The following is a 22,646-nucleotide window of genomic DNA, read 5'->3' on the forward strand; positions in this document are numbered from 1 at the left end:
TATGAACAAAGAAGAACTTATCGCCAAATTAAAATTAATCATAAAGCCTTATACGTCCAATACAGAAGCGTACGACAACCTTACCGAAGAAACTGATTTTATTAAAGATCTTAATATCAACTCTGCTAATCTGGTAGATATTGTTCTCGATATCGAAGAAGCTTTTGATGTTGTAATTGACAATACCGATATGGAACGCATGCTTGATGTAAAAACGGCTGTAGAAATTATTGATGCCAAATTAGCCCAAAAATGATTGGAAATGACGTGATTGATATTTTACAATCCCGCAAAGAAAGCAATTGGCGGCGCAAGGGTTTTATAGAAAAAATATTTACCCTTGACGAACAATTGCTTATTTCAACCGCAGAAAATCCTGAAATTATGGTTTGGCTCCTTTGGAGTATGAAAGAAGCTGCATATAAAGTCTATAATCGGGAGACAAAAACAAGAGAATATATTCCTAAAAAACTGATTTGTACCATAACATTCCAAAACTGCAATACTATTGCAGGAAATGTAATTTGTCTGGGAAAAAGGTATTACACCAATACGATTTTTTCTCAGGATTATATTCATACTATAGCCACTAGTCATTTTGACGATTTGAATAAAGTTATAGAAATTAAAAAAGAAACGATCTCAAAAGATCAAAATGGTATTCCGTATTTGACTGTGGCGAAAAATACCATTCACGATGTATCTGTAAGTCATCATGGCCGATTTGAAAAAGTAGTAACTATCAGTCTTTCTCCTATTCAAAACTAAGCAATTCTTAATTTAGATATTTATAATTGATCCTTACCAAAGTTTTTATTTGGTACGAATCTTCATTTTTTTTTCCTTTTCTCTTATTGTATTGAAATTATATAATGGCAGTCAATTTACCTGTAAAATTAAAAAGAAAGGTCTCAGTAAATTTATTCATATGATTAAAATTAACCTTAAAACTTATTATTATGAATATAGATACAACAGAAAATTACCGTCAGGAAGACCAGAATTTTCAAAATGAAGCTAACAAAGAAAACATCGATCATTCTTTTACTGAAAATGCAGAACCAGATTATGGAGACGATTTAGTAAATGAAGAATCGGACAATAAAGAATTCGACTCTGATAATCTTGACAACGAAGAATTTGATCAGGAAAACTTCGAAAATGATGAGATCGATAATGATGATTTGGAAAGAGAGGGTTTTAATAACGACGAACTCGACAACGAAGAGCTTGGGAATGAAAACCTTGATAACGAAGGTTTAGGAAATAAGGATAATGACGACGAACCTTTTATTACCGGCTAAGATTATGAATCCAAATTAATTAGTAAAACCTAAAACCGTCTTATTCAGACGGTTTTTTTAGTATAAATCCAACAAATTTGACCAATTTTTCATAGCATTTTTATTGTTTGAAAACAGCAATTGTTTATGTGCTAAGCTTATAAAAGTGTATCAAAATGAATCGGCAGATTGTGTATGCGTTTTCCGGTGGCATGAAAAATTGCGTTTGCAATTGCCGGAGGCATTCCTACGATACCAATTTCACCAACGCCTTTTACACCAAGATCATTAACGAAGTCATCTTTTTCTTCTACAAAAATCACTTCTAAATCATGAATATCTGCATGAACCGGAATATGATATTCTGCCAAATTTGGGTTCATGTATTTTCCTAATTGATGATCGACAATTGTTTCTTCATGAAGCGTTTTGCTGATTCCCCAAATCATTCCGCCCAGGATTTGACTTTCGGCAGTTTTAGGATTTATAATTTTTCCGGCTGCTACCGCTGTCAAAGCTCTTTTTACCTCAATGATTCCCAACTCTTCATCCACTTCAACCTCAACAAAAACAGCACTATGAGTGGCTTTGGCTTTTTTTCCGGATTGCAGCGGATTTGGCATAGCCGTATTTGTAGTTTTAATTTCTTTATTAGTATTGGCTTCAAAAATTTCGGTTAAACCAATTATTAAATCAGGATTGTTTTTGTGAATGATAAAACCATCCGTAAAAATTACATCTTTAAATTTGGCTTCACTTAAAACAGAATTTTCTATTTCTTTAGCCTTTTTAAATAACTTTTTATTCAGTGCCCTGCAAGCTGCCTGAACAGCAGGCCCAACAGTTGCTACGGTAAAAGAACCGCCTTGAATAGGCGCAAATGGCATTTTACTATCAGCATAAGAAAAAGTAATATCTTCAATAGGAAGTCCGAGTTCATCTGAAGCAATCTGAGTCATTACGGTTAAAGTTCCCGTACCAATATCGGTTACGGCGCTTTTTATTTCGACTTTGCCGTCGCTTTTCATAATAGCTTCTGCACGCGCCAAAATTCTACTGGCTTCCCAAATTCCGGTTGCCATACCGTAACCTACCAATTTATTACCCCGTTTCATAGTTCGGGGTTCCGGATTTCTTTGGCTCCAGCCAAATTTTTCTGCTCCCTGAAGATAACATTCCCTTAGTTCCTTGCTCGAATATTCTTTATCAGTGCTTTTGTCGATTTCCGAATAATTGATTAATCGCAATTCAAGCGGATCAATATTTAATTTATACGCCAGTTCATCCATCGTGATTTCGATGGCGTGCATTCCTGTACTTCCGCCCGGAGCGCGCATATCAAGTGGCGTATAAACATCTAACGGAACTAATTTATGCTCAAGCAACGTATTTTCGGCAGGATAAAGCATGTTCGCCCAATTGACAACTGTTTCTACATAATCTTCAAACTGGGAGGTTTCGCCAATTGCATTATGGTAAATCGCATTTACTTTTCCGTTTTCGTCAGCACCAAATTTGGTTTCCTGCAAAGTTGGCGGTCTGTGTCCGAAGGTAAACATTTGAGCACGGTCTAATGTAACGCGAACATTTCGTTTTAATTGAAGCGAAGCCATAACCGCCATAAAAAGCTGGTATTGTGGCCGAAGTCCGGAACCAAAAGCACCACCAACAAAAGGCGCAATAACCTGAACATTTTTCATTTTTAAGCCAAAAACATTCGCCACATACATTTGCGAATTAATTGTTCCCTGTGTTTTATCGTATATTTTTAATTTGTCTTTTCCTTCATAAAGTACGGTCGTTGCAAACATTTCCATCGGGTTATGATGTTCTGTTCCGTGTTTGAATTCACCGGAAACCTGAGCAAAAGAATTTTGATAAGCCTCATCAAAATTTCCTTTTGGTTTTGGCGGAGGCGGTTTTAATAAAGACGCCAAACCTTTTTTTGGCTTTCTCGCTTTATTTGAATTTGCTTCTAAATTTGTTGCAAATTCTTCTTCGATATAAGCTACTTTTATTTTTGTTGCAGCATATCTTGCCATTTCAAAAGTTTCTGCTACGACCAGTGCAATGGGCTGACCGTTGTATTTAATTTCATTATCTTTTAATGGTTTAAAAACCGTTCCGGGAGGCGCATCCATATCGGCATATTGAAAATCAAACCACGCAGTTGATAGTCGGTTTTCATGGGTAAAAACTTCAATTACGCCTTCTAATTCCTTTGCATCTGAAGTAACAATTGCAGCTATTTTACCTTTCGTAATGGTGCTGTTTACCACATATCCATACAATAAATCAGGTACATTATATTCACCTGAATATTTGGCGGTTCCTGTTACTTTTAAGTGCCCTTCTAAACGGGGTATGGATTTTCCTATGGAAGGTAATTTTGTCATATTTTCAATTTTTAAATTGATTTAAATCGCTGGTAATTTTTAAACACATAGAAACATAGATTTCTTTTGCTAAAAAAGTCGTTTCAATTGTTTAAAAGAACATAGCTTATATATGTCAACGAAACAAACATCTATTTTTAATTTTTAATTCTCAATTTTTAATTAAAATGATGGCTTTGCGCCCGGGCGTTGTACTTCCGGATTTAGCGCCATGAAGCAATTACGTATAATGGCTCTTTTTGCCAATTCAATTTTAAACTCGTTATGTTCGTAACCTTTTGCGCCCTGTAGTATAATTTTGGCTGCAGCCGAAAAATTCCCCGTGGTTGGTTCCTTATCTTTTAAATAATCTTCGGCTTCTGTAACGCGCCACGGTTTGTGTGCAACGCCTCCCAAAGCTATTCTGGCTTCTTTGATTCTATTGTTTTCAAGATCAAAAGCCGTGGCTACAGATACAAGTGCAAAAGAATATGAACTTCTGTCTCTTAATTTTAGATAAGAATAATTTTGAGAAAATCCTTTTTCGGGAAGATCGATACTTGTAATAATTTCTCCGTGTTTAAGATTATTATCGAGATTAGGTGAGTCTCCGGGCAATCGGTGAAATTCGGCGAAAGCCAAAACCCGATCTCCATCCGGACCTGTAATATTTACGGTTGCATTTAGAGCTGCCAGGGCCACACACATATCCGAAGGAAAAACAGCGATACAATTTTCACTCTGCCCTAAAATCGCATGAATTCGATTATAGCCCGAAATCGCTGAACATCCAGAACCGGGATCGCGTTTGTTGCACGGCGTGTTGATGTCATAGAAATAATAACATCTTGTTCGCTGCATGAGATTGCCGCCATTGGTTGCCATATTTCTTATTTGCGCCGAAGCTCCGGCTAATATAGCTTTTGATAATAAAGGATAACGCTCTTCTATTATAGGATCGTATGCGGTATCGGCGTTGGTATGTAAAGCTCCAAGTCTTATGCCTCCATTATCAAGCCGGAGTATCGCATTATTTTCTGTAAGGGAATTGATATCAACGAGTTTATCGGCTTTGGTAATAAAGTATTTTAAAAGATCGTTGATGTTGGTGCCGCCAGCGATAATTTTATTTCTGATGTCACCATTAATTTGAGCGATTGCCTCAGGTGTGTTTTTTGCTTTTGTATAAGAAAAATTATTCATGATAACCTCCTTCCTTTACTTCCATAATGGCTTCGATTATACCTTTGCTGGCGCCGCATCTGCAAAGATTTCCGCTCATTAACTCCTGAACTTCTTCTCTGGTTTTGGCTTTGCCTTCCTGTAACATTCCAATAGCACTGCAAATCTGGCCCGGCGTACAATATCCACATTGAAAAGCATCGTGATTTATAAAAGCTTTTTGAATTGGATGCAGGTTTTCGCCATCTGCGATTCCTTCAATTGTAGTAATATTTGAGCCGTCTTTCATTACACCAAGTGTCATGCAGCTCAATATTCTCTTTCCGTCTGCAATAACAGTACAAGCTCCGCATTGTCCATGATCACATCCTTTTTTTGTACCTGTCAGATTCATTTTTTCACGAAGCAAATCCAGTAACGAAACCCAGGGCATAATTTCAAGATCATAGGCTGTGCCATTAACATTTAGGTTGATAGAATGTTTTTCAGATGGTATCATAGATGACTATTTTAAATAAGAAAAGAAATACTGCATAATTAATGAATTAACTTAAAAAAGCTATTTCACTGATTATAAGACTATAAAATTGTAATTCTGTTTTTTAAAATTACCTTTTCGCTGATGATTACTTTTATAGTATTTTTTCAATTCCTTACAAAACTTCAACTTGAATTTACCAAATCCAACATGGGAATTATATAAAAAAGATATAGTAATTATGTAAAAAGCGGTTTAGGTATGAAATTATTTTTGAAATCCTCTGAAAATTAATTAATAGATACAAATGAGAAAACTTGTATTATTTATAATTTGTTTATTTCCTGCTCTTTTTAATGCACAAGAAAAGGAATACAATCCGAAAGTTAATTTCGCCATTGAAACATACGCTTTTCTAAAAGGCCAGAGTTCTGCACTTAAAATGGTTGCCATTCAATTTCCTGAACTTCAGCGAAATATTGCAGCAGCAGAAAAAAATTCAAAAGCTTTATTTGGAAGGGCAGAGCGCAATATAGAGCACTTTTTGAAGGATGAACTAGAAATATCAACCTTTAATAAATTACAAAACAGTCTGGATTCTTTGCTTTATGAACAATTGAAAAATCCAATTGAAAAGGAACAACATGCACGCGATTTTCTCGCAAAAATCAAAAACAGACACCGTTTAATTGCTGATACATTGTTATTAAAAGGAATAATGTCATTTGCCTATCATGATGTTCCACATCAGGAAATTAATGACGGTCATGTTAAAATTTTTAATACAAAGGATCATCCTAAAGGAGGTCAAATCGCTCTAAAACTTACTATCCCTAATAGTTGGCTGGCCGAAGAAGCTGAGATGGCAGAAACAATTCAGCAATTTACCAGCTATTACGGAAAAGGACATGAGAAATTTTTAATTGTAGCCTATGATCTACCTCCGGAATATGATGTTATTCTGGACGAAAAATCAATTTTAGAAATGATGCCTCCCGAATCTAAAATCATTCGTACCGATACGGTGACAATTGACAATATCCCCGGAATGATGATTGAAGTTGAGGAACCGCTAAATACGGCAAATACTAAAATGAAAATACGAATGCTGCAGTTTATGTTCGTTCAAAAACGCAAATTATTCTGTCTTCAAGGAAGTATCGGGCCAGTCGAAGTGGGCAAAAACCTTGATCATGAGATAAAAAAATATGAACCGCTATTTAGACTTATTGCTACTAAAACACAAATCGAAAATTAAGTGCAATAACTAAAAAGTACACATTATCTTTTTGTTTCTTTTTGTTTTAAAACCTTCGCTTTAGCTTTTGCGCCTAACCTCGTAGTATCTTTTTTGGTTTGTGACGAAATATCATATGTCGCTCCGTCTTTTGCACTTGGCCCGGGTCCGCTTCCTGTACCAACAGTACTTGTTCCTTGTGCGGATGTTCCCGGGGCTGAAATACTTCCTGCACCAGTTACACCTTCAGACTCTGTTCCTGTAGCACCTGTTGAATTTGTACCTGTGGTATTTGCATTCTCATTTATATTGGTGGTGTCTGTAGCAGAACTATCAACAGGAGTTTGTCTGGTGTCAATTTCATCACTGTATCCATCTTTATTATTTTTGCACGAAAATAAAAATCCTGCTGTCATTATAATCATGACAATCTTTAATTTAAATTGAGTTTTCATAAATATTAAATTTTGTTTCTACTTATTTCAAATTTAAAATTATGATGCATTAAAATTTTATATAATTCTCATTACATTTTATAATCCTTTAATGTAAAGGCATTTTATTAATTGAACTTCTATCCGTATTTTCTTATCCTAACTTTCATAAACTTCCTAAGACGTACTGCTTTTTAAAAGAAAATAAGAAGTGGTATTAGCGAATTAGCCACTACTGTTTTAATAAATTTACGAAATAGCGTAAATTAAAAATACTGCAAAAAACAGCAACTCAATAAAAATCAACACCTTACACTTTAAGGCATATTATTTGGCTACTGCTACGCGATGCATTTCTTTTTAAATATTTAATAAGGTTCAAATAAAACTTTTATTTCTTAATCTAGGTTAATCGATACACCTTGTTTTCTATTATAGATTTGCAATGTAAACAAATGAAAAGTCAAACATTTAACAAAATAACACGTAAAAATTTAGATTTAATTTCAAATTATAAAATTATATCTAAAATCCATTAATTTAAAACCATAAAAAATGAGCACATTTAAAGTACAAGACGGAACAGAAATTTATTACAAAGATTGGGGAACAGGTCAGCCAATAGTTTTTCACCACGGATGGCCATTATCAAGTGATGATTGGGATGCACAAATGATGTTTTTCCTAAAACAAGGATACCGCGTTATTGCGCATGATCGTCGCGGACATGGACGTTCTGGTCAAAGTGCTGAAGGAAACAATATGGAAACATATGCATCTGACATAGCTGAATTAACAGCTGCGCTTGACTTAAAAAACGCGATTCACGTAGGTCACTCAACCGGAGGTGGTGAAGCGATTCGCTATGCAGCAAAATACGGAAAAGAACGTGTGGCAAAAGTGGTAATTATCAGTGCTGTAACGCCAATTATGATTCAAAACGAATCGAATCCTGAAGGTGTGCCATTAGCTATTTTTGATGAAATAAGACAAGGTACAGGATTTAACAGAGCACAATATTTTTATGACTTTCCTATTCCGTTTTACGGATGGAACCGTGAAGGAAAAACAGTTCAGGAAGGCATTAAACACAATTGGTGGCGTCAGGGAATGATGGGTTCAGTTTTGGCTCATTATGAAGGAATAAAAGCGTTTTCTGAATCAGATTTTACAGAAGATCTTAAAAGCTTAGATATTCCTGTTCTTGTATTACACGGAGAAGATGATCAGATTGTACCTTTTGGTCAGGCGCCAAGAGCGGCAAAACTTTTGAAAAACGGAAAATTAATTTCGTATCCTGGTTTTCCTCACGGTATGCCAACTACAGAGGCTGAAACAATCAATAAAGATATTCTTGACTTTATTAAAGCATAAGCATCTTTAAAAATAATCAAAACTGCCTGTAATTTTTATGGGCAGTTTAATCTCCACAAGTATGAGTTCAATACAACAGCCTTCTTTTGATACGGTTACAGAAGCTTTGCAATGGTTAAATAATCAAGGTTTTACAGAAAACTTTAATCTTGACGAAAACTGCATCCGTTACAATAATAACACCCAAAGTATGTCTCCCGAAGAATTTAAAATCGAATATTTATTTCGTTTTGAAGGCGATACAGATCCCGGAGATGAAGATATTGTGTACGGTATTACGTCTGATATTTATGATATAAAAGGTGTTTTAACGAGCGCTTTTGGTATCTATGCCGATGCTATTTCTACAGAAATGATTAAGAAACTTTCAACCCATTAAAATCAAAATTATGAAACCATCAACTAACTTATTATCACCGGATAATCACACATTAGTCTTAATTGACTTTGAAGGACAAATGGCATTTGCTACAACCAGTATTCCGCTAAGCGAATTGCGTACAAATGTTGCCATTATCGCCGGAGCATCAAAAATTTTTAAAGTACCAACAATTGTTACAACAGTAGCCGAAGAAACTTTTTCTGGTCCTGTTTTTCCGGAAGTTGAAGAATTTTATCCAATGGCAACTTCAGGATATATTGACCGTACAACCATGAATACCTGGGAAGACGAAAATGCTTATCAAGCCATTACCGGAACAAAAAAACAAAAAATAGTTCTGGCTGGATTATGGACAGGCGTTTGCATTGTTGGTCCTGCACTATCTGCAATTGACGAAGGTTACGACGTTTATGTAATCACAGATGCCTGTGGTGATGTAAGCAAAGAAGCCCATGAACGTGCAGTTCAGAGAATGATTCAAGCTGGTGCAAAACCTATCACTTCTATTCAATATTTACTGGAACTTCAGAGAGATTGGGCACGCCAGGAAACCTATGTTCCGGTAACCAACTTAATGAAAAAATATGGCGGATCTTACGGATTGGGAATTCATTACGCACACAACATGTTGAAACACTAATTCTTTTTCATTTCACCCAAACCTGAAACCTGAAACTTGAAACAAAACAAACATAAACTCTTGAAATCATCAAAACCCATATCGCAAAATTTCAGAATAATGGTGCTATTTTTTCTTTTAATAGGAAGTATAGCATCGGCACAAAATTTTAAACTTTTGCGTTATGATGAAAATTATGAATTCCTGAAAGACTCGAACAGAAATTTTTATGAAAATTTAAAATTTGTTCCATTAAACAAAGCCAAAGATGTTTATATGTCTTTTGGAGGTGAAGCAAGATATGAATATGTTGATTTTGATAATGAAGATTGGGGACGTTTAAACATTGGTCACAACAACTTTTTATTGCAGCGTTATGATCTTCATGCCGATATTCATTTAGGAAAAACCTTTAGAGTATTTGCCCAATTAAGAAGTGCTTTGCAAGACGGAAGAATCAACGGTCCAAGAGGAATTGATGAAGATCAGCTGAATGTTCAGAATCTTTTTGTGGATGTGAATGTATACCAAAAAGAAGATAAAAAACTAATCCTTCGTGCCGGAAGACAAGAACTTGATTATGGTTCCGGAAGATTGATTTCGGTTCGAGAAGGTCCAAATGCCAGACTTTATTTTACAGGAGGAAAAATAATGTATTCGTCTGCAAAATTTGCGATAGACGGATTTGCGATGATGGCAGATACAGTTTATAAGGGAGTTTTTGATAATAAAATGTCTAAACAACTTAATCTTTGGGGAATTTATTCCAAAATAATATTCCCCAAAGCAGGAAATCTGGATCTTTATTATCTCGGAATACAAAAAAAAGAATCCCTGTTTGAAGAAGGAATTGCTCCTGAAAAAAGACATACAATAGGCGCAAGACTCTGGAAATACGGCGGAGGTTTTATTTATAATTTAGAAGCAGCTTATCAGTTTGGGAGTTTTGGTTCCGGAAATATCAACGCCTGGACCACTTCTGCAGATTTGGGTTATTCCTTTGAAAACATAAAATTCAAGCCCACCATAAACCTTCGGAATGATTATATCTCAGGAGATAAAAACCAAGGCAACGGCGAATTACAAACTTTTAATCCGCTGTATCCAAAAGGAGGATATTTTGGCTTTAGTCCGCAAGTTGGGCCCGTAAATCTTATCGACATTCATCCTTATGCCACGATGGATTTATTGCCGCAGTTAAAGATGCAGGTCGATGTGGTTTTCAACTGGAGATATTCAATTCACGATGGCGTTTACAGACCTAGCGGCACGCTGAATCTTCCCGGAAGTGCTTCAGACGAGCGTTATATCGGGACGGCTTATCTGGCTAATTTTTCCTATAGCGTCAACAAATATATTTCAGTCGTCAGCGGAATTCAATATTTCAAAACCGGTGCTTTTATCGACGACATTATTCCAAATTCAAAAGACGGTATTTTCTTTAATGCCAGACTCGGATTTAAATTTTAATAACTTAATTCACAACTATGAAAAACATAGCGATTTTCACCACATACAGACTTAGATACGCTAATCTAATTCTTTTTATCACCATTTTATTTGCCGGTTCACTTACCAACAACACTTTTGCACAAACTGCTCCTGAAACCAAAATGGCTTCACTTGGAACCACAGTTACCTGGGGAAAAGTAGACGGAGTTGCCATAAACGGATTGGTTCAGGGACCATCTGCAACCGAAGCAGAATTACAGGTTGCCTGTGTTTTTGAATACACTGAAGGGGACATCTTCAACCCTCCTGCCCTTCCTGCTAACTTAAACGGAATGGTACATTTAGACGATGCATTAAAAGGCGTTATTACCGAATTACGCAAAAGCGGAAAATTCACTGGTCATTCTTTAGAAACGTTATTGATCACACCTCCAAAAGGTACTTTGGGCGCTAAAAAACTATTGCTGATTGGCCTTGGTGACAGAAATAAATTTACGCCGGATTTAATGACGAACGTAGGAAGTGTTGCCATGCGCGAAGCTTTGCGTTTGGGTGTAAGTAATTATGCATTTGCAAGCGATATCAAAGATGCGGGAATTGATTCTCCAACGGCTTTAATTGCTACAAATGTGGTTTTGGGTTCGTTTGAAGCGTATAGAACACAGACTTATTTAAGTGAAAAAAAATTATCCGATCACAAGCCTTTAACAAAAATTACTTTGCTTGCGGGTCCTGCATTTTATAATGTTGCGGGCGAAGGAATCAAAGAAGCAATTGCGAAACTTAACGCTAAATAATCAAATTATGAAAGCAGATCTAATTTTGTTCAACGGAAAGATTCACAGCTTTAATAGTGAAACGCCAAATGTGACGGCAGTTGCCATCAAAGACGGAAAGTTTATTGCAGTTGGAAACGACAGCAGCGTAATGGAATTTGCATCTGAGGAAACGAAAATAATCGACCTTCAAAACAGAAGAGTCGTTCCCGGAATCAATGATTCGCACATTCACCTGATTCGCGGTGGTTTAAACTATAATTTAGAATTGCGCTGGGACGGTGTTCCTTCTTTGGCAGATGCACTTAGAATGTTAAAAGAACAAGTAGACCGCACACCAAATCCGCAATGGGTTCGTGTCGTGGGCGGTTGGTCTGAATTTCAATTTGCGGAGCGCAGAATGCCAACTTTGCAGGAAATCAATGCCATTGCGCCCGAAACTCCTGTTTTTATCCTGCATTTGTACGATCGTGCGATTATGAACAGAGCAGCTCTAAAAGCAGTTGGTTATACTAAAAATACGCCTGCACCGCCCGGAGGACAAATCGAAAGAGATTCTAACGGCGAACCAACGGGACTTATTATTGCAACGCCAAATGCCATGATTTTATATTCGACTTTAGCAAAAGGCCCAGCACTTTCTTACGAACATCAAATCAATTCTACGCGTCATTTTATGAAAGAATTGAATCGTTTTGGGATTACAAGTGTGATCGATGCCGGAGGTGGTTTTCAAAATTTTCCCGATGATTATAAAGTGGTTAATGAATTGAATGAGAAAAAACAATTAACGGTAAGAATCGCTTATAATCTTTTTACACAAAAACCAAAACACGAATTTGAAGATTTTGAGGATTGGATTGATACCGTAAAATTATATCAGGGCGATGACATGTACCGCCATAATGGTGCGGGCGAAATGCTCGTTTTTTCTGCCGCTGATTTTGAAGATTTCTTGCAACCAAGACCTGATCTTCCTGAAAATATGGAAGCGGAACTTGAAAAAGTAGTCCGTCTTTTAGTCGAAAATCGCTGGCCTTTTAGACTTCATGCGACCTACAACGAAAGCATTACGAGATTTTTAAATGTATTTGAAAAGATCAATCAGGAAATTCCGTTTAACGGATTACCTTGGATTTTTGATCACGCTGAAACAATTGACGAAAGAAATATCGAACGTGTTAAAAATCTAGGCGGCGGAATTGCAGTTCAAAGCAGAATGGCGTATCAGGGCGAATATTTTACAGACCGATACGGAGCAAAAGCAGCCGAAAACACACCGCCAATCAAGAAAATGCTCGAAATGGAAGTTCCCGTTGGCGGAGGTTCAGATGCCACAAGAGTAAGCAGTTACAATCCGTGGGTTTCCATGTATTGGATGACGGTTGGAAAAACTGTTGGTGGTTTGCAATTGTATAACGAAAGCAGATTGAGCCGTGAAACAGCATTAGAATTGTACACCAGAGGAAGCGCATGGTTCTCGCAGGAACAAGCCAAAAAAGGCGATATCAAAACCGGAATGTTTGCTGATTTAGTCGTTCTGGATCGTGATTATTTTACTATTGACGATGAAGATATTAAAAAAATAGAAGCTGATTTGACGATTGTCGACGGGAAAATTGTGTATGCAAATGGTGATTTTTCATCCTTTTCACCGCCACATATTCCGATTTTACCGGACTGGTCTCCAACTAATATTTATAACGGATATCCCGCAAGAAGCAATTTTCAGAATACTATCGAAAAAAACACAAAAGCAGATGCAAAACCAAGTCTGACTTCTCAAATACACAGCTGCAGCGGAAGCTGTGATGTTCACGCTCACAGTCATGATGTTGCCCGATTGAGCAACGTGCCAGTAAATAACTATAACGCATTTTGGGGCGCATTAGGCTGCTCCTGTTTTGCCTTCTAAATTTTAAATAAAATGATCGAAATTATAAAACAAATCCTTTATTCAGATTTAGGAACATCATTCAACAATGCCGCTCTTTTAATATTTAGAGTATTACTGGCGGTTGAGTTATTCAGAGTACACGGAATGAAAAAATTCAGGGTTGAAAACGGACAAAGAGAACATGTGCCAAATCCGTTGCATTTGCCTGAAAAACTAAACGGATTAGTGGCTACTTTCTCTGATACCGTAGTTCCGTTTCTTATTATTCTGGGCATCGGAACCCGATTTGTTGTCCTGCCAACCATTGGCGTTACAGCCGTAGGTTATTTTGTAGTGCACAGAAAAGATTCACTCGAAGTACGCGACGTTCCTTATATGTACACTTTATCCCTATTATTAATTTTAGCACTTGGTGCCGGAAAATATTCACTTGATTATTATTTATTCACATTTATGAATAATTAATCTAAACACATAGAAACATAGAATTATTAAGATTAAAATGATTTTGTTTCACGCAGATTTTGCAGATTAGAGCAAATTTAATTTTAGATTTTTATTAATTAATCTGCGCTTATCAGCTTAAATCTTTTTAAATCTGCGTGAAAAATATCCAATACATAAATTTAAAATGATTACTTATTAAACCTTATATAAAATGAAAGCAAACATCGGAATTAAAGAAGAAAGCATCTCAAAAGTAGTTGAAGTATTAACTAAAGTTCTAGCTGACGAATTTGTATTGTATACCAAAACAAAAAAAGCACACTGGAATATTGAAGGACCGGATTTTTACAACAAACATCTTTTCTTTGAACAACAATACGAAGCACTTGATGAGGTTGTAGATGCTGTTGCAGAAAGAATCAGAACTTTAGGTCATTATGCACCCGGAACGCTAAAAGAATATTTGGCACTAACACATCTTACCGAAGAATCAAGAGAAAAAAACGATAGCGCAGGTTATATCAAAGAATTACTGGCGGATCATGAAAGTATTTTAATTCACTTACGTGAAAACATCAATAATTTTGCTGCAGAATTGCACGATGCCGGAACCAGCGATTATATTACCGGTTTATTAGAAAATCACGAAAAAATGGCCTGGATGCTTCGTGCACACTTGAAATAATCACATTATGGAGATACAAAAAAATATTTGGTACGTAACCCTGCTGCTCACCATGGTTGCAGGATATTGCGATACCGTAACTTTTGTGGCGGCTGATTCTATTTTTTCGGCACACGTTACGGGCAACTTTATTGTCTTTGCTTATCAGCTTGTCAAAGGTTCTGATGTGCATGCCTGGGTAAAACTGCTTACTTTTCCTGTATTTATAATCGCGGTTATTGCCGGAGGAAGAATTGCCTTAAAAAGTACCAATCGTTATAGGATTTTATTTTGGGAAGGTGTCATATTGGTTTTAAGCGGTATCGCTACTTATGCTTTTGGCTTTCTAGAAATGTTTTCAGAATGGACGATTTATTCCATCGCAATGGCTACTGTTTTTGCAATGGGACTTCAGAATGCTTTTGGAAAATTGTATGCTAAAGAAACCCACGGCCCAACAACCATGATGACCGGAAATGTAACACAAGCTTCTCTTGATTTGGGAAACCTGCTAAAAAGCGGCATTAAAGATCCTGAAACTATTTTAAGTTTTAAAAAACAGGCAGTTACTATTATGGGATTTCTTACAGGCTGTTTTTTAGGAGCAATCGCAGGAAAGTTTTTTGGTTTAGGAACTTTAATTATTCCCGGAATTGCTATTATAATTTGCTATATGTATCACCGCGAAAAATAAGTGTAATCCCTACGGGATATTTTACTGTGTGTTTTTTAATAATTCTACCGACATTTAACTCCTAACGGAGTAAAAAATATTTCGTAGAAATTACATATTGATAAAACAATTTATTTCGTGCCGGTTTGTCTCGAAAGCAATGTTACTAAGTTAAGAAAAAATCAATAATATTATGCGGACTAAATCTCTTGCAAAATCGTAAAAGTTTGTCATTTCGACGAAGGAGAAATCACACGCGGGATTCGACAAAGATTGACGACTTTCTCTGCGGAGTTTCTAGTGTGATTTCTCCTCCGTCGAAATGACAATATTGTGTTTAAACTTTGCGTCTTAGCGCCTTTGCGAGATTAATTTTATTTATAAAAAGCTTAACTTAATGACATGCCCTAAAGGATGTTTTATTTGTATGTTTTTCAATATTTCTGCCAATATATATTCCCAACGGAATAAAAAAAATATCTCGGAGAGATTACATGTCGGTAGTAAACAATTTATTTCGTGCCTTTTTTGTCCCGTAGGGACTACACTATATTAAATGCCACCTGAATTACAACAAAAACACAATTTGATTATCTGATAATTCTGAAATGATATAAATTTACATAATGAAGGATAAAATTTTAATTGTTGAAGATGAATTTATTGTAGCAAATGATTTAAAAATCATGCTGCTCAAAGCAGGTTATCAAATATCCGGCATTGCTTCTTCTGTGGTTCAGGCCCGAAAATTAATAGAAACCAAAAAACCGGATTGGATATTGCTTGATATTATGCTAAAAGGTGATTTGACAGGAATTGACCTCGCCTGGGAATTGCAAGAAAAGCAACTTCCGTTTCTATACATTTCTGCAAATACCAACCAAACAACCCTTGAAGCCGTAAAAGCTACGCATCCGTATGGATTTATGGTAAAACCGTTTAGAGAAAAAGACCTTATTGTAATGCTGGACATTGCCAAATATAGATTTGATCAGGAAAAAAGAACATTGACAACAATTAAAACTGAAACAAAAAGTCAGGAAATTGACAAAATTATTGGCGAAAGCCCTCTTTTAAAAGATGTAATTGAAAAAATAAAAATTGTAGCGCCTGCAGAAACTTCAGTATTGATTCTCGGCGAAAGCGGTACCGGAAAAGAAAGAGTTGCGCATGCCATACACGATCTTTCGGCTCATAAAGCAAATCCTATTGTAGTTGTAAATTGTGCTGCTCTGCCACATTCACTTATAGAATCGGAACTTTTTGGACATGAAAAAGGAGCTTTTACAGGAGCAAATACTTTACGAATTGGCAAATTTGAACAAGCCAATAACGGAACAATTTTTCTGGATGAAATTGGAGAATTACCACTTAATTCGCAGGTAAAATTATTGCGTGTTTTACAGGAAAAGGAAATCCAGAGACTGGGCGGAAATAAAACGATTAAAATTAATATCCGAATTATTGCCGCAACCAACAGATCTCTTGAAAAAGAAGTTGCCGAAGGACGTTTTAGGCTTGATTTATATTACAGATTAAACGTATTTCCGATACAATTGCCAACATTAAAAGAACGTGCAGCAGATATTGAAGTATTGGCTTTTTTCTTTTTAAAGAAATATTCAGCAAGTGCAGGAAAAAATATTACAAGTATAAGCCATTCCGCTTTAGAACAATTATTGCAATACGATTGGCCGGGAAATATTCGGGAATTAGAACATTTGATCGAAAGAAATGTGTTGCTTGCCAAAACAAATGAGATTGAAAAATTTGATCTTCCATCCCATTCTTCCTATTCTTTACAGGAGAATTCCGGAAAAATGAAATCGATGGAAGAAATGGAAAAAGATCATATTATGAATGCCTTACAAAACTGCGACGGAAAAGTTTCCGGTCCCGGTGGTGCAGCAGAACTTCTGAAATTACCGCCACAGACTTTGTATTCAAAAATGAAAAAATTAGGTATAAAACAAGGATATAATTAAATATGGAAACAATAAAACTAGAATTAGACCAGAAAAAACATGGCGCTTTTAATCTTTATGTCGATGAAAAAAAATTAGGCGAAATGACGGTAAGCATCAAAGATGATGTATTGACTGTTTACCATACAGGAGTTGAGCCGGAAGCCGAAGGAAAAGGTTATGCCAAGAAACTTCTGGACGAAATGACGACTTATGTACGTGCAAACAATATGAAAGTTTTAGCGCTTTGCCCTTATGTGCATGCACAATTTACGAGACATCCGGACGAATATGCAGATATCTGGAAAAAATAATTAATTCTTAACAAAGTATCACCAAAGTTTGTCATTTCGACGGAGGAGACTCGAGCGATAGCGAACAGACGAAGTAAATCACACTCCTAATTCGACAAAGATTGGCGGCTTTCTATACGGAATTTCTTGTGTGATTTCTCCCTTCGGTCGAAATGACAAGATTGTGTAAACACTATCATTATCGCGATAATAGATTAAAAATTGAAATCTGCGAAATCTGCAGAATCTGCGTGAAAAAATAACAACACTTAGATTTAAAAATCTGCACAATCTGCTGAAATCCATTAAAAATCTGCGTGAAAAATTATTGCCACAAACAATTAATCAAAAAACAAAAACTCATGAATTTAGAAATAATAACAGACGGCGTACCTTTAGATCGGGCTAAAAAAGCCCTGATTATGATTCACGGACGTGGCGCCGGCGCGCATGATATTCTTTCGGTTGCGAAACATCTTAATGTGGATGATTTTGCATTGGTAGCACCTCAGGCCGAAAACAACACTTGGTATCCATATTCGTTTTTAGTGCCAATTGCCGAAAATGAGCCTTCTTTTACAAAATCATTAGATGCCATTCATCAGGTTGTTGTTGCCATTCAGCAAAACGGAATTGAAAAAAAGAACATTTATTTTCTTGGATTTTCGCAGGGAGCTTGTCTTGCCTTAGAATTTACGGCCAGAAATGCTGCAAAATATGGCGGAGTTGTCGCTTTTACAGGCGGACTTATTGGCGATAAAGTTTACGAAGATCATTATACAGGAAACTTCGAAAACACACCCATTTTTATCGGAACGAGCGATCCTGATTTTCATGTTCCTGTAGAAAGGGTAAATGAAACAGAAGCACTTCTTAAAAAATTAGGCGCATCTGTCACTAAAAAAATATACGACAATATGGGACATACGATCAGTCAGGATGAGGTTGATCTGGCCAATGAACTTATTTTTTCTAAAAAATAATGATTCAAATTACGCGTATTTACAGCGATGAAAATGGTGAAAGTCATTTTGAGGATTTCGAAGTTGCATTAACAAACAATGGCGATATTGGTTTTTTATCTGATGATGAACCCGTAAAATCAATTGTTTTTAGAGAAGTAAAACCTTCTTATGACTATGATTTTCATAATGCGCCAGAACCTCAATATATTGTTTTGTTAGAAGGCGGTGTAGAAATTGAAACTTCTCTTGGTGAAAAAAGAACTTTTAATACCGGTTCTATTTTATTGGTTGAAGACACCACTGGAAAAGGACATAAAACCAAAAATCTGGAAACTAAATTGCGAAAATCAATATTTATAAAATTATGATTAAGAAAAAATTATAGCCATGAATTCACGAATTTATATGTTCAAACATTATCAAAATAATTCGTGAATTCGTGGCTAAAAAAAACTTAGCGCTCTTTGCGTTAAAAAATGATTTCAACAAATTATAAAATGGAAAAAGAAACCGTACGAATAGAGAATTTCAGCGATGCCGTTTTTGCGATTGCTATTACACTTTTGGTCCTGGATCTTCATGTTCCGGACACAAATGCTGTAAAAAATGGTACCGATCTTTTAATTTATCTAAAAGGCGAATGGACAACTTATCTTGCTTTTACGCTTTCTTTTTTCAGCATTTTTATCATGTGGGTCAATCATCATAAGATTTTCAAACAAATTTACAGCCGCAATACAGCTATTATGTTTGCCAACGGATTGATTCTTTTTCTGGTTTCTGCCGTATCATTTCCCACTGCTTTATTAGCCCGTTTTTTTGACGGAACGGCTTCTAATATTGCTGTGGCCATTTATACCGGAATTTTTGTGCTGATCAACCTTTCGTATAATCTTTTGTGGTTTATTGCGAGTAACAACAAAAAGCTTTTGCGTCCCGGAATTACAAATTCTGCCATCAAAAAAATCAGGAATAATTATTTGTACGGACTTCCAACGTATTTAATTGCTTTTGGAATTTCTTTTCAATATCCGGCAATTGCTTTAGCTATTAGCATGATCTTATTAGTTTTTTGGGCACTTTCTTCCGGAAAAATAAATGTGGTGCAGGAATAATAGAAAAGCTTGCCACGAATTCCCGCTAATTTTTCATGTATAATTAACCTAAAAAATGTTCTTTCTTAATCCCTAATTTTTTCATTTTCGAAATCAAAGTTGTTCCCGGTAAATCTAATAAAAAAGCCGCACCCTGAGGACCTGAAATTCTGCCATTGCATTTTTTTATCACTCTCAAAATATGCTCTTTCTCTGCTTCCTGAAGTGTTTTAGTGTGAAAATCAGTTTCTGTTGTATTTGATTCTGCCATAAAAACCGGAGGAAAAATCATTTCTTTTATAATGTCATCTTTGGCAAACAAAATACTTCTTTCGACCATATTCTCTAATTCCCTCACGTTTCCCGGCCACGAATTTGTGGTCATACTGTCAAGCACTTTTTTAGAAAAACCCTTCACTTTTTTTTCGTTTTTTTTGGAATGTCTTTCTAAGAAAAAATTCCCTAAAACGGCAATGTCTCCCTTACGGTCACGCAAAGCAGGCAAAGCAATTGGATATACATTTAAACGGTAATACAAATCGCTTCTAAAACGATCTGCAGCAACTTCTTTTTCGAGCGATTTGTTGGTTGCGGCTATAATTCTCGCATTTACTTTTATGGTCGTATTTCCGCCAATTCTTTCAATTTCTTTTTCCTGTAAAACACGAAGCAGTTTTCCCTGAAGTTCCAGAGGCAACTCTCCTATTTCATCTAAAAAAATGGTACTGTTTTGAGCTTGTTCAAATTTGCCAATTCGCATTTCTGCTGCTCCCGTAAAAGCTCCTTTTTCATGTCCGAATAATTCACTTTCGATAAGATTTACAGGAATTGAAGCGCAATTTACTTTAACCATATTTTTGTTCGAAACCAACGATAAATTATGAATTGCATTTGCTGCCAATTCTTTTCCGGTTCCGGTTTCACCAAAAATTAAAACCGTCGATTGCGATGGCGCAACTTGCTCAATTAATTCATACACTTTTTGTATCGCATCGCTGTTGCCAACAATTCCATGAAAATTTTCAATTTTTGCAGTTATGGTTTGTGCTTTTTTTTCGCTTAAATTTCTTTTCAACATTTTCAATTCGGCTATTTTATTTTCATATTCTTCACTTAACATGATATTGCTGACCGTGATTGAAAGCTGCATGCCGATACCGCGAATAATTCGGCTTGATTCTCTGTTAAAAGTTCTGGCAGTTTTAAAGAAAAGAAAAAGCACATTCCGATTTCCTTTTAAATAAGGAAGACAAATTCCTACTCCGTTTTTGAACCCTTTATTCTTTGCTTTGTTTATGTAATCTGGTAAACTATTATTTTTATTCAGTATGGCTTTTAAATCAAAAATAACCGTATCGGCTAAATCCAGACAAGCATTAAAAAAACCATCGTTTAAAGGATAATTTTTCTCTTCTGATGCCCTTTCAGAAAATTGATAAAAAATCTGATATTCGGATTCATTTTCTTTTGATGATGCAAAAATAAAATCATCAAAATCAAAATTTTCTTTTAATAAACCGTTTATGACAGCATTAAATTCTGCCTTAGATAAAACCTGAGCAAGTGCGCTGCAAATAGACAGAATTAGCATTTGTTCCTGCTCTCTTTCCTGCAATCTGTTCATAATAACTGCAGTCTGATCTGTCGGCTTTTCCATAAATAATAATTGTTGTGGTATTTTAGTGTGGCAACAGCGTAAATTTAATAAATAGCTTTATTTAAAAAAACACTATTCCTTTTAAATCAAACATTCCTAATTCATAAAATTACGAGATATCGTATAATCAAAATTTACTTATCTTATCTAAACACCTCATAAACAACACATTAAATAAACAGGGGTGTTATTTGGTTATTGTTTCTGTGATAAAAATCTGCCCGCTTTTTATTTCTTAATCTAGGTTAATCGATAGACAGCCATAACCGAAGTAAATTTGTATAAGAAAATCAAAATAACTTAATAAATAAAAACACCATGGAAAATACAATTTTAGGCTTACACCATATTACTGCAATTGCAGGTGACGCCAAACGTAATTTTAACTTTTACTCTAACATATTAGGATTAAGATTCATCAAAAAAACGGTGAATTTTGATGATCCCGGAACCTACCATTTTTACTTTGGCGACGAAGTAGGAAGCGCAGGAACTATCTTAACTTTTTTTCCTTGGGGAGAAGGAATTCAGCAAGGAAGAAAAGGTTCCGGAATGGCAACAGAAATTGGATATTCTGTACCAAAAGGAAGTCTTGATTTTTGGCAGAAACGTTTTGAAAAATACAACGTAATTTACAACAAACCAGCCGAAAAATTCGGAGAAAAATACCTTACTTTCCTAGATCCTGATGGTTTAAAACTAGAATTAATCGAATCTAAAACAGAAGATAATAGAAAAGCCTGGGAAACTGACGAAGTTAAAGCCGATGTTGCCACAAAAGGTTTTCATAACATTACTTTGACTTTAAACAGTATTAAAGCAACTGCCGCAATTTTGACTGATATTTTTGGTTATAAACTGATCGATCAGGATGTAAACCGTTACCGTTACGCAACTGATGCTGTAGAAAATGCTGCCATTGTTGATCTTGTAGAATTGGCCGATGAAAAACGCGGACATGTAGCAAACGGATCTGTGCACCACGTGGCTTTTAGAGTTCAAAATGACGAAATTTTAATGCACTTCCGTGAAAAAATCGAAGCATACGGATTATCCATTACACCACAAATTGACAGACAATATTTCCACTCCTTATATTTTAGAGAACCAGGAGGAGTTTTGTTTGAAATCGCTACAGAAAATCCCGGATTTACTGTCGATGAACCTTTAGAAGAATTAGGAAAAAACCTAAAACTTCCTGCACAATACGAATCAGAAAGAGCCAAAATTGAAGATCATTTGGTTAAAATTAATTAATTCTAAAATGCAGATTTACTACATCGTATAAATTACGGTGCTATGAATGCAATAATCCTGAATAATTTGTTATTAAGAGCTGTCTGTTTGAGACAGCTTTTTTTATTTTACAAACTTACATGATTGATGTGATATTGCAGAAA

24 protein-coding genes are annotated in these 22,646 nt (G+C 35.7%); 19 read left to right on the forward strand and 5 right to left on the reverse strand.

The genetic code is table 11. The features are described from left to right. Position 1 precedes the first annotated feature (1 nt). From ACZ0AH_RS17800 to ACZ0AH_RS17810, 3 genes are all read left to right on the forward strand, one after another. Positions 2-256 (forward strand): acyl carrier protein, encoded by a 255-nt coding sequence (locus tag ACZ0AH_RS17800; RefSeq protein ID WP_463477126.1) that lies wholly within the window; start codon positions 2-4, stop codon positions 254-256. Next, positions 253-768, forward strand: coding sequence for a 4'-phosphopantetheinyl transferase family protein (locus ACZ0AH_RS17805; RefSeq protein WP_463477127.1), 516 nt, complete (start codon positions 253-255; stop codon positions 766-768). The genes ACZ0AH_RS17800 and ACZ0AH_RS17805 overlap by 4 nt, the downstream gene beginning before the upstream one ends. 191 nt (positions 769-959) lie before the next feature. Then, positions 960-1,304 carry a hypothetical protein gene (locus ACZ0AH_RS17810; protein WP_463477128.1) on the forward strand — a complete coding sequence of 115 codons (345 nt, stop codon included), beginning with the start codon at positions 960-962 and terminating at the stop codon, positions 1,302-1,304. Between the two features lie 137 nt (positions 1,305-1,441). Here the strand turns inward: ACZ0AH_RS17810 and ACZ0AH_RS17815 are convergent, their stop codons facing one another. The 3 genes from ACZ0AH_RS17815 to ACZ0AH_RS17825 form a co-directional block, all read right to left on the reverse strand. After that, the gene (locus tag ACZ0AH_RS17815; RefSeq protein WP_463477129.1) at positions 1,442-3,679 is read right to left on the reverse strand and encodes a xanthine dehydrogenase family protein molybdopterin-binding subunit; all 2,238 of its coding nucleotides are present in this window, start codon (positions 3,677-3,679) and stop codon (positions 1,442-1,444) included. 162 nt (positions 3,680-3,841) lie between these two features. After that, positions 3,842-4,861: an FAD binding domain-containing protein gene (locus ACZ0AH_RS17820; RefSeq protein ID WP_463477130.1), complete on the reverse strand. Its 1,020-nt coding sequence runs from the start codon at positions 4,859-4,861 to the stop codon at positions 3,842-3,844. Continuing rightward, positions 4,854-5,339 (reverse strand): (2Fe-2S)-binding protein, encoded by a 486-nt coding sequence (locus ACZ0AH_RS17825; RefSeq protein ID WP_463477131.1) that lies wholly within the window; start codon positions 5,337-5,339, stop codon positions 4,854-4,856. Before ACZ0AH_RS17825 ends, ACZ0AH_RS17820 begins: the two co-directional genes overlap by 8 nt. A gap of 286 nt (positions 5,340-5,625) precedes the next feature. Between ACZ0AH_RS17825 and ACZ0AH_RS17830 the strand changes: the two genes are divergently transcribed. Further along, positions 5,626-6,576 carry a hypothetical protein gene (locus ACZ0AH_RS17830; protein ID WP_463477132.1) on the forward strand — a complete coding sequence of 317 codons (951 nt, stop codon included), beginning with the start codon at positions 5,626-5,628 and terminating at the stop codon, positions 6,574-6,576. A 23-nt stretch (positions 6,577-6,599) separates the two neighbouring features. Here ACZ0AH_RS17830 and ACZ0AH_RS17835 read toward each other — a convergent pair whose 3' ends face one another. Beyond that, positions 6,600-7,010, reverse strand: a complete 411-nt coding sequence (locus ACZ0AH_RS17835; RefSeq protein ID WP_463477133.1) for a hypothetical protein — start codon at positions 7,008-7,010, stop codon at positions 6,600-6,602. Positions 7,011-7,544: 534 nt separating this feature from the next. On the opposite strand from ACZ0AH_RS17835, the gene ACZ0AH_RS17840 reads away from it, so the two are divergent. From ACZ0AH_RS17840 to ACZ0AH_RS17905, 14 genes are all read left to right on the forward strand, one after another. Further along, positions 7,545-8,363: an alpha/beta fold hydrolase gene (locus ACZ0AH_RS17840; RefSeq protein ID WP_463477134.1), complete on the forward strand. Its 819-nt coding sequence runs from the start codon at positions 7,545-7,547 to the stop codon at positions 8,361-8,363. Between the two features lie 61 nt (positions 8,364-8,424). Then, on the forward strand, positions 8,425-8,742 hold the full coding sequence (locus ACZ0AH_RS17845) for a phosphoribosylpyrophosphate synthetase (RefSeq protein ID WP_463477135.1): 318 nt from the start codon (positions 8,425-8,427) through the stop codon (positions 8,740-8,742). 10 nt (positions 8,743-8,752) lie between these two features. Beyond that, positions 8,753-9,385, forward strand: coding sequence for a hydrolase (locus ACZ0AH_RS17850; protein WP_463477136.1), 633 nt, complete (start codon positions 8,753-8,755; stop codon positions 9,383-9,385). Between the two features lie 99 nt (positions 9,386-9,484). Continuing rightward, entirely contained in the window at positions 9,485-10,834 is a 1,350-nt protein-coding gene (locus ACZ0AH_RS17855; protein ID WP_463477137.1) for an alginate export family protein, read from the forward strand. Positions 10,835-10,851: 17 nt separating this feature from the next. After that, a complete protein-coding gene (locus tag ACZ0AH_RS17860) occupies positions 10,852-11,613 on the forward strand; it encodes a M17 family peptidase N-terminal domain-containing protein (protein WP_463477138.1) in 762 nt (253 codons plus the stop codon). A gap of 7 nt (positions 11,614-11,620) precedes the next feature. After that, positions 11,621-13,507 carry an amidohydrolase gene (locus tag ACZ0AH_RS17865; protein ID WP_463477139.1) on the forward strand — a complete coding sequence of 629 codons (1,887 nt, stop codon included), beginning with the start codon at positions 11,621-11,623 and terminating at the stop codon, positions 13,505-13,507. Between the two features lie 12 nt (positions 13,508-13,519). Next, a complete protein-coding gene (locus tag ACZ0AH_RS17870) occupies positions 13,520-13,954 on the forward strand; it encodes a DoxX family protein (protein ID WP_463477140.1) in 435 nt (144 codons plus the stop codon). Between the two features lie 193 nt (positions 13,955-14,147). Then, positions 14,148-14,621 carry a Dps family protein gene (locus ACZ0AH_RS17875; protein WP_463477141.1) on the forward strand — a complete coding sequence of 158 codons (474 nt, stop codon included), beginning with the start codon at positions 14,148-14,150 and terminating at the stop codon, positions 14,619-14,621. A gap of 7 nt (positions 14,622-14,628) precedes the next feature. Then, positions 14,629-15,294 carry a YoaK family protein gene (locus tag ACZ0AH_RS17880; protein WP_463477142.1) on the forward strand — a complete coding sequence of 222 codons (666 nt, stop codon included), beginning with the start codon at positions 14,629-14,631 and terminating at the stop codon, positions 15,292-15,294. A gap of 605 nt (positions 15,295-15,899) precedes the next feature. Next, positions 15,900-17,258, forward strand: coding sequence for a sigma-54-dependent transcriptional regulator (locus ACZ0AH_RS17885; protein ID WP_463477143.1), 1,359 nt, complete (start codon positions 15,900-15,902; stop codon positions 17,256-17,258). Positions 17,259-17,260: 2 nt separating this feature from the next. Continuing rightward, positions 17,261-17,551, forward strand: coding sequence for a GNAT family N-acetyltransferase (locus tag ACZ0AH_RS17890; protein WP_463477144.1), 291 nt, complete (start codon positions 17,261-17,263; stop codon positions 17,549-17,551). Between the two features lie 341 nt (positions 17,552-17,892). Next, positions 17,893-18,513 (forward strand): alpha/beta hydrolase, encoded by a 621-nt coding sequence (locus ACZ0AH_RS17895; protein ID WP_463477145.1) that lies wholly within the window; start codon positions 17,893-17,895, stop codon positions 18,511-18,513. Next, the gene (locus ACZ0AH_RS17900) at positions 18,513-18,863 is read left to right on the forward strand and encodes a cupin domain-containing protein (protein ID WP_463477146.1); all 351 of its coding nucleotides are present in this window, start codon (positions 18,513-18,515) and stop codon (positions 18,861-18,863) included. The genes ACZ0AH_RS17895 and ACZ0AH_RS17900 overlap by 1 nt, the downstream gene beginning before the upstream one ends. 108 nt (positions 18,864-18,971) lie before the next feature. Further along, a complete protein-coding gene (locus tag ACZ0AH_RS17905; RefSeq protein WP_463477147.1) occupies positions 18,972-19,610 on the forward strand; it encodes a TMEM175 family protein in 639 nt (212 codons plus the stop codon). A gap of 43 nt (positions 19,611-19,653) precedes the next feature. Here ACZ0AH_RS17905 and ACZ0AH_RS17910 read toward each other — a convergent pair whose 3' ends face one another. Next, entirely contained in the window at positions 19,654-21,246 is a 1,593-nt protein-coding gene (locus ACZ0AH_RS17910; protein ID WP_463477148.1) for a sigma-54 interaction domain-containing protein, read from the reverse strand. 318 nt (positions 21,247-21,564) lie between these two features. Here ACZ0AH_RS17910 and ACZ0AH_RS17915 point away from each other — a divergent pair, with 318 nt between their 5' ends. Next, positions 21,565-22,503, forward strand: a complete 939-nt coding sequence (locus tag ACZ0AH_RS17915) for a ring-cleaving dioxygenase (protein ID WP_463477149.1) — start codon at positions 21,565-21,567, stop codon at positions 22,501-22,503. Positions 22,504-22,646 lie beyond the last annotated feature (143 nt).

The organism is Flavobacterium sp. AC105, from assembly GCF_979258495.1.

Bases quoted from the DNA above. Each gene is read 5' to 3' on its own strand.
- ACZ0AH_RS17905 (WP_463477147.1), top strand. From the start codon at position 18,972: ATGATTTCAACAAATTATAAAATGGAAAAAGAAACCGTACGAATAGAG.
- ACZ0AH_RS17880 (WP_463477142.1), top strand. From the start codon at position 14,629: ATGGAGATACAAAAAAATATTTGGTACGTAACCCTGCTGCTCACCATG.
- ACZ0AH_RS17895 (WP_463477145.1), top strand. From the start codon at position 17,893: ATGAATTTAGAAATAATAACAGACGGCGTACCTTTAGATCGGGCTAAA.
- ACZ0AH_RS17810 (WP_463477128.1), top strand. From the start codon at position 960: ATGAATATAGATACAACAGAAAATTACCGTCAGGAAGACCAGAATTTT.
- ACZ0AH_RS17855 (WP_463477137.1), top strand. From the start codon at position 9,485: ATGGTGCTATTTTTTCTTTTAATAGGAAGTATAGCATCGGCACAAAAT.
- ACZ0AH_RS17835 (WP_463477133.1), bottom strand. From the start codon at position 7,010: ATGAAAACTCAATTTAAATTAAAGATTGTCATGATTATAATGACAGCA.
- ACZ0AH_RS17845 (WP_463477135.1), top strand. From the start codon at position 8,425: ATGAGTTCAATACAACAGCCTTCTTTTGATACGGTTACAGAAGCTTTG.
- ACZ0AH_RS17815 (WP_463477129.1), bottom strand. From the start codon at position 3,679: ATGACAAAATTACCTTCCATAGGAAAATCCATACCCCGTTTAGAAGGG.
- ACZ0AH_RS17850 (WP_463477136.1), top strand. From the start codon at position 8,753: ATGAAACCATCAACTAACTTATTATCACCGGATAATCACACATTAGTC.
- ACZ0AH_RS17910 (WP_463477148.1), bottom strand. From the start codon at position 21,246: ATGGAAAAGCCGACAGATCAGACTGCAGTTATTATGAACAGATTGCAG.
- ACZ0AH_RS17820 (WP_463477130.1), bottom strand. From the start codon at position 4,861: ATGAATAATTTTTCTTATACAAAAGCAAAAAACACACCTGAGGCAATC.
- ACZ0AH_RS17870 (WP_463477140.1), top strand. From the start codon at position 13,520: ATGATCGAAATTATAAAACAAATCCTTTATTCAGATTTAGGAACATCA.
- ACZ0AH_RS17860 (WP_463477138.1), top strand. From the start codon at position 10,852: ATGAAAAACATAGCGATTTTCACCACATACAGACTTAGATACGCTAAT.
- ACZ0AH_RS17865 (WP_463477139.1), top strand. From the start codon at position 11,621: ATGAAAGCAGATCTAATTTTGTTCAACGGAAAGATTCACAGCTTTAAT.
- ACZ0AH_RS17830 (WP_463477132.1), top strand. From the start codon at position 5,626: ATGAGAAAACTTGTATTATTTATAATTTGTTTATTTCCTGCTCTTTTT.
- ACZ0AH_RS17900 (WP_463477146.1), top strand. From the start codon at position 18,513: ATGATTCAAATTACGCGTATTTACAGCGATGAAAATGGTGAAAGTCAT.
- ACZ0AH_RS17805 (WP_463477127.1), top strand. From the start codon at position 253: ATGATTGGAAATGACGTGATTGATATTTTACAATCCCGCAAAGAAAGC.
- ACZ0AH_RS17875 (WP_463477141.1), top strand. From the start codon at position 14,148: ATGAAAGCAAACATCGGAATTAAAGAAGAAAGCATCTCAAAAGTAGTT.
- ACZ0AH_RS17840 (WP_463477134.1), top strand. From the start codon at position 7,545: ATGAGCACATTTAAAGTACAAGACGGAACAGAAATTTATTACAAAGAT.
- ACZ0AH_RS17890 (WP_463477144.1), top strand. From the start codon at position 17,261: ATGGAAACAATAAAACTAGAATTAGACCAGAAAAAACATGGCGCTTTT.
- ACZ0AH_RS17885 (WP_463477143.1), top strand. From the start codon at position 15,900: ATGAAGGATAAAATTTTAATTGTTGAAGATGAATTTATTGTAGCAAAT.
- ACZ0AH_RS17800 (WP_463477126.1), top strand. From the start codon at position 2: ATGAACAAAGAAGAACTTATCGCCAAATTAAAATTAATCATAAAGCCT.
- ACZ0AH_RS17825 (WP_463477131.1), bottom strand. From the start codon at position 5,339: ATGATACCATCTGAAAAACATTCTATCAACCTAAATGTTAATGGCACA.
- ACZ0AH_RS17915 (WP_463477149.1), top strand. From the start codon at position 21,565: ATGGAAAATACAATTTTAGGCTTACACCATATTACTGCAATTGCAGGT.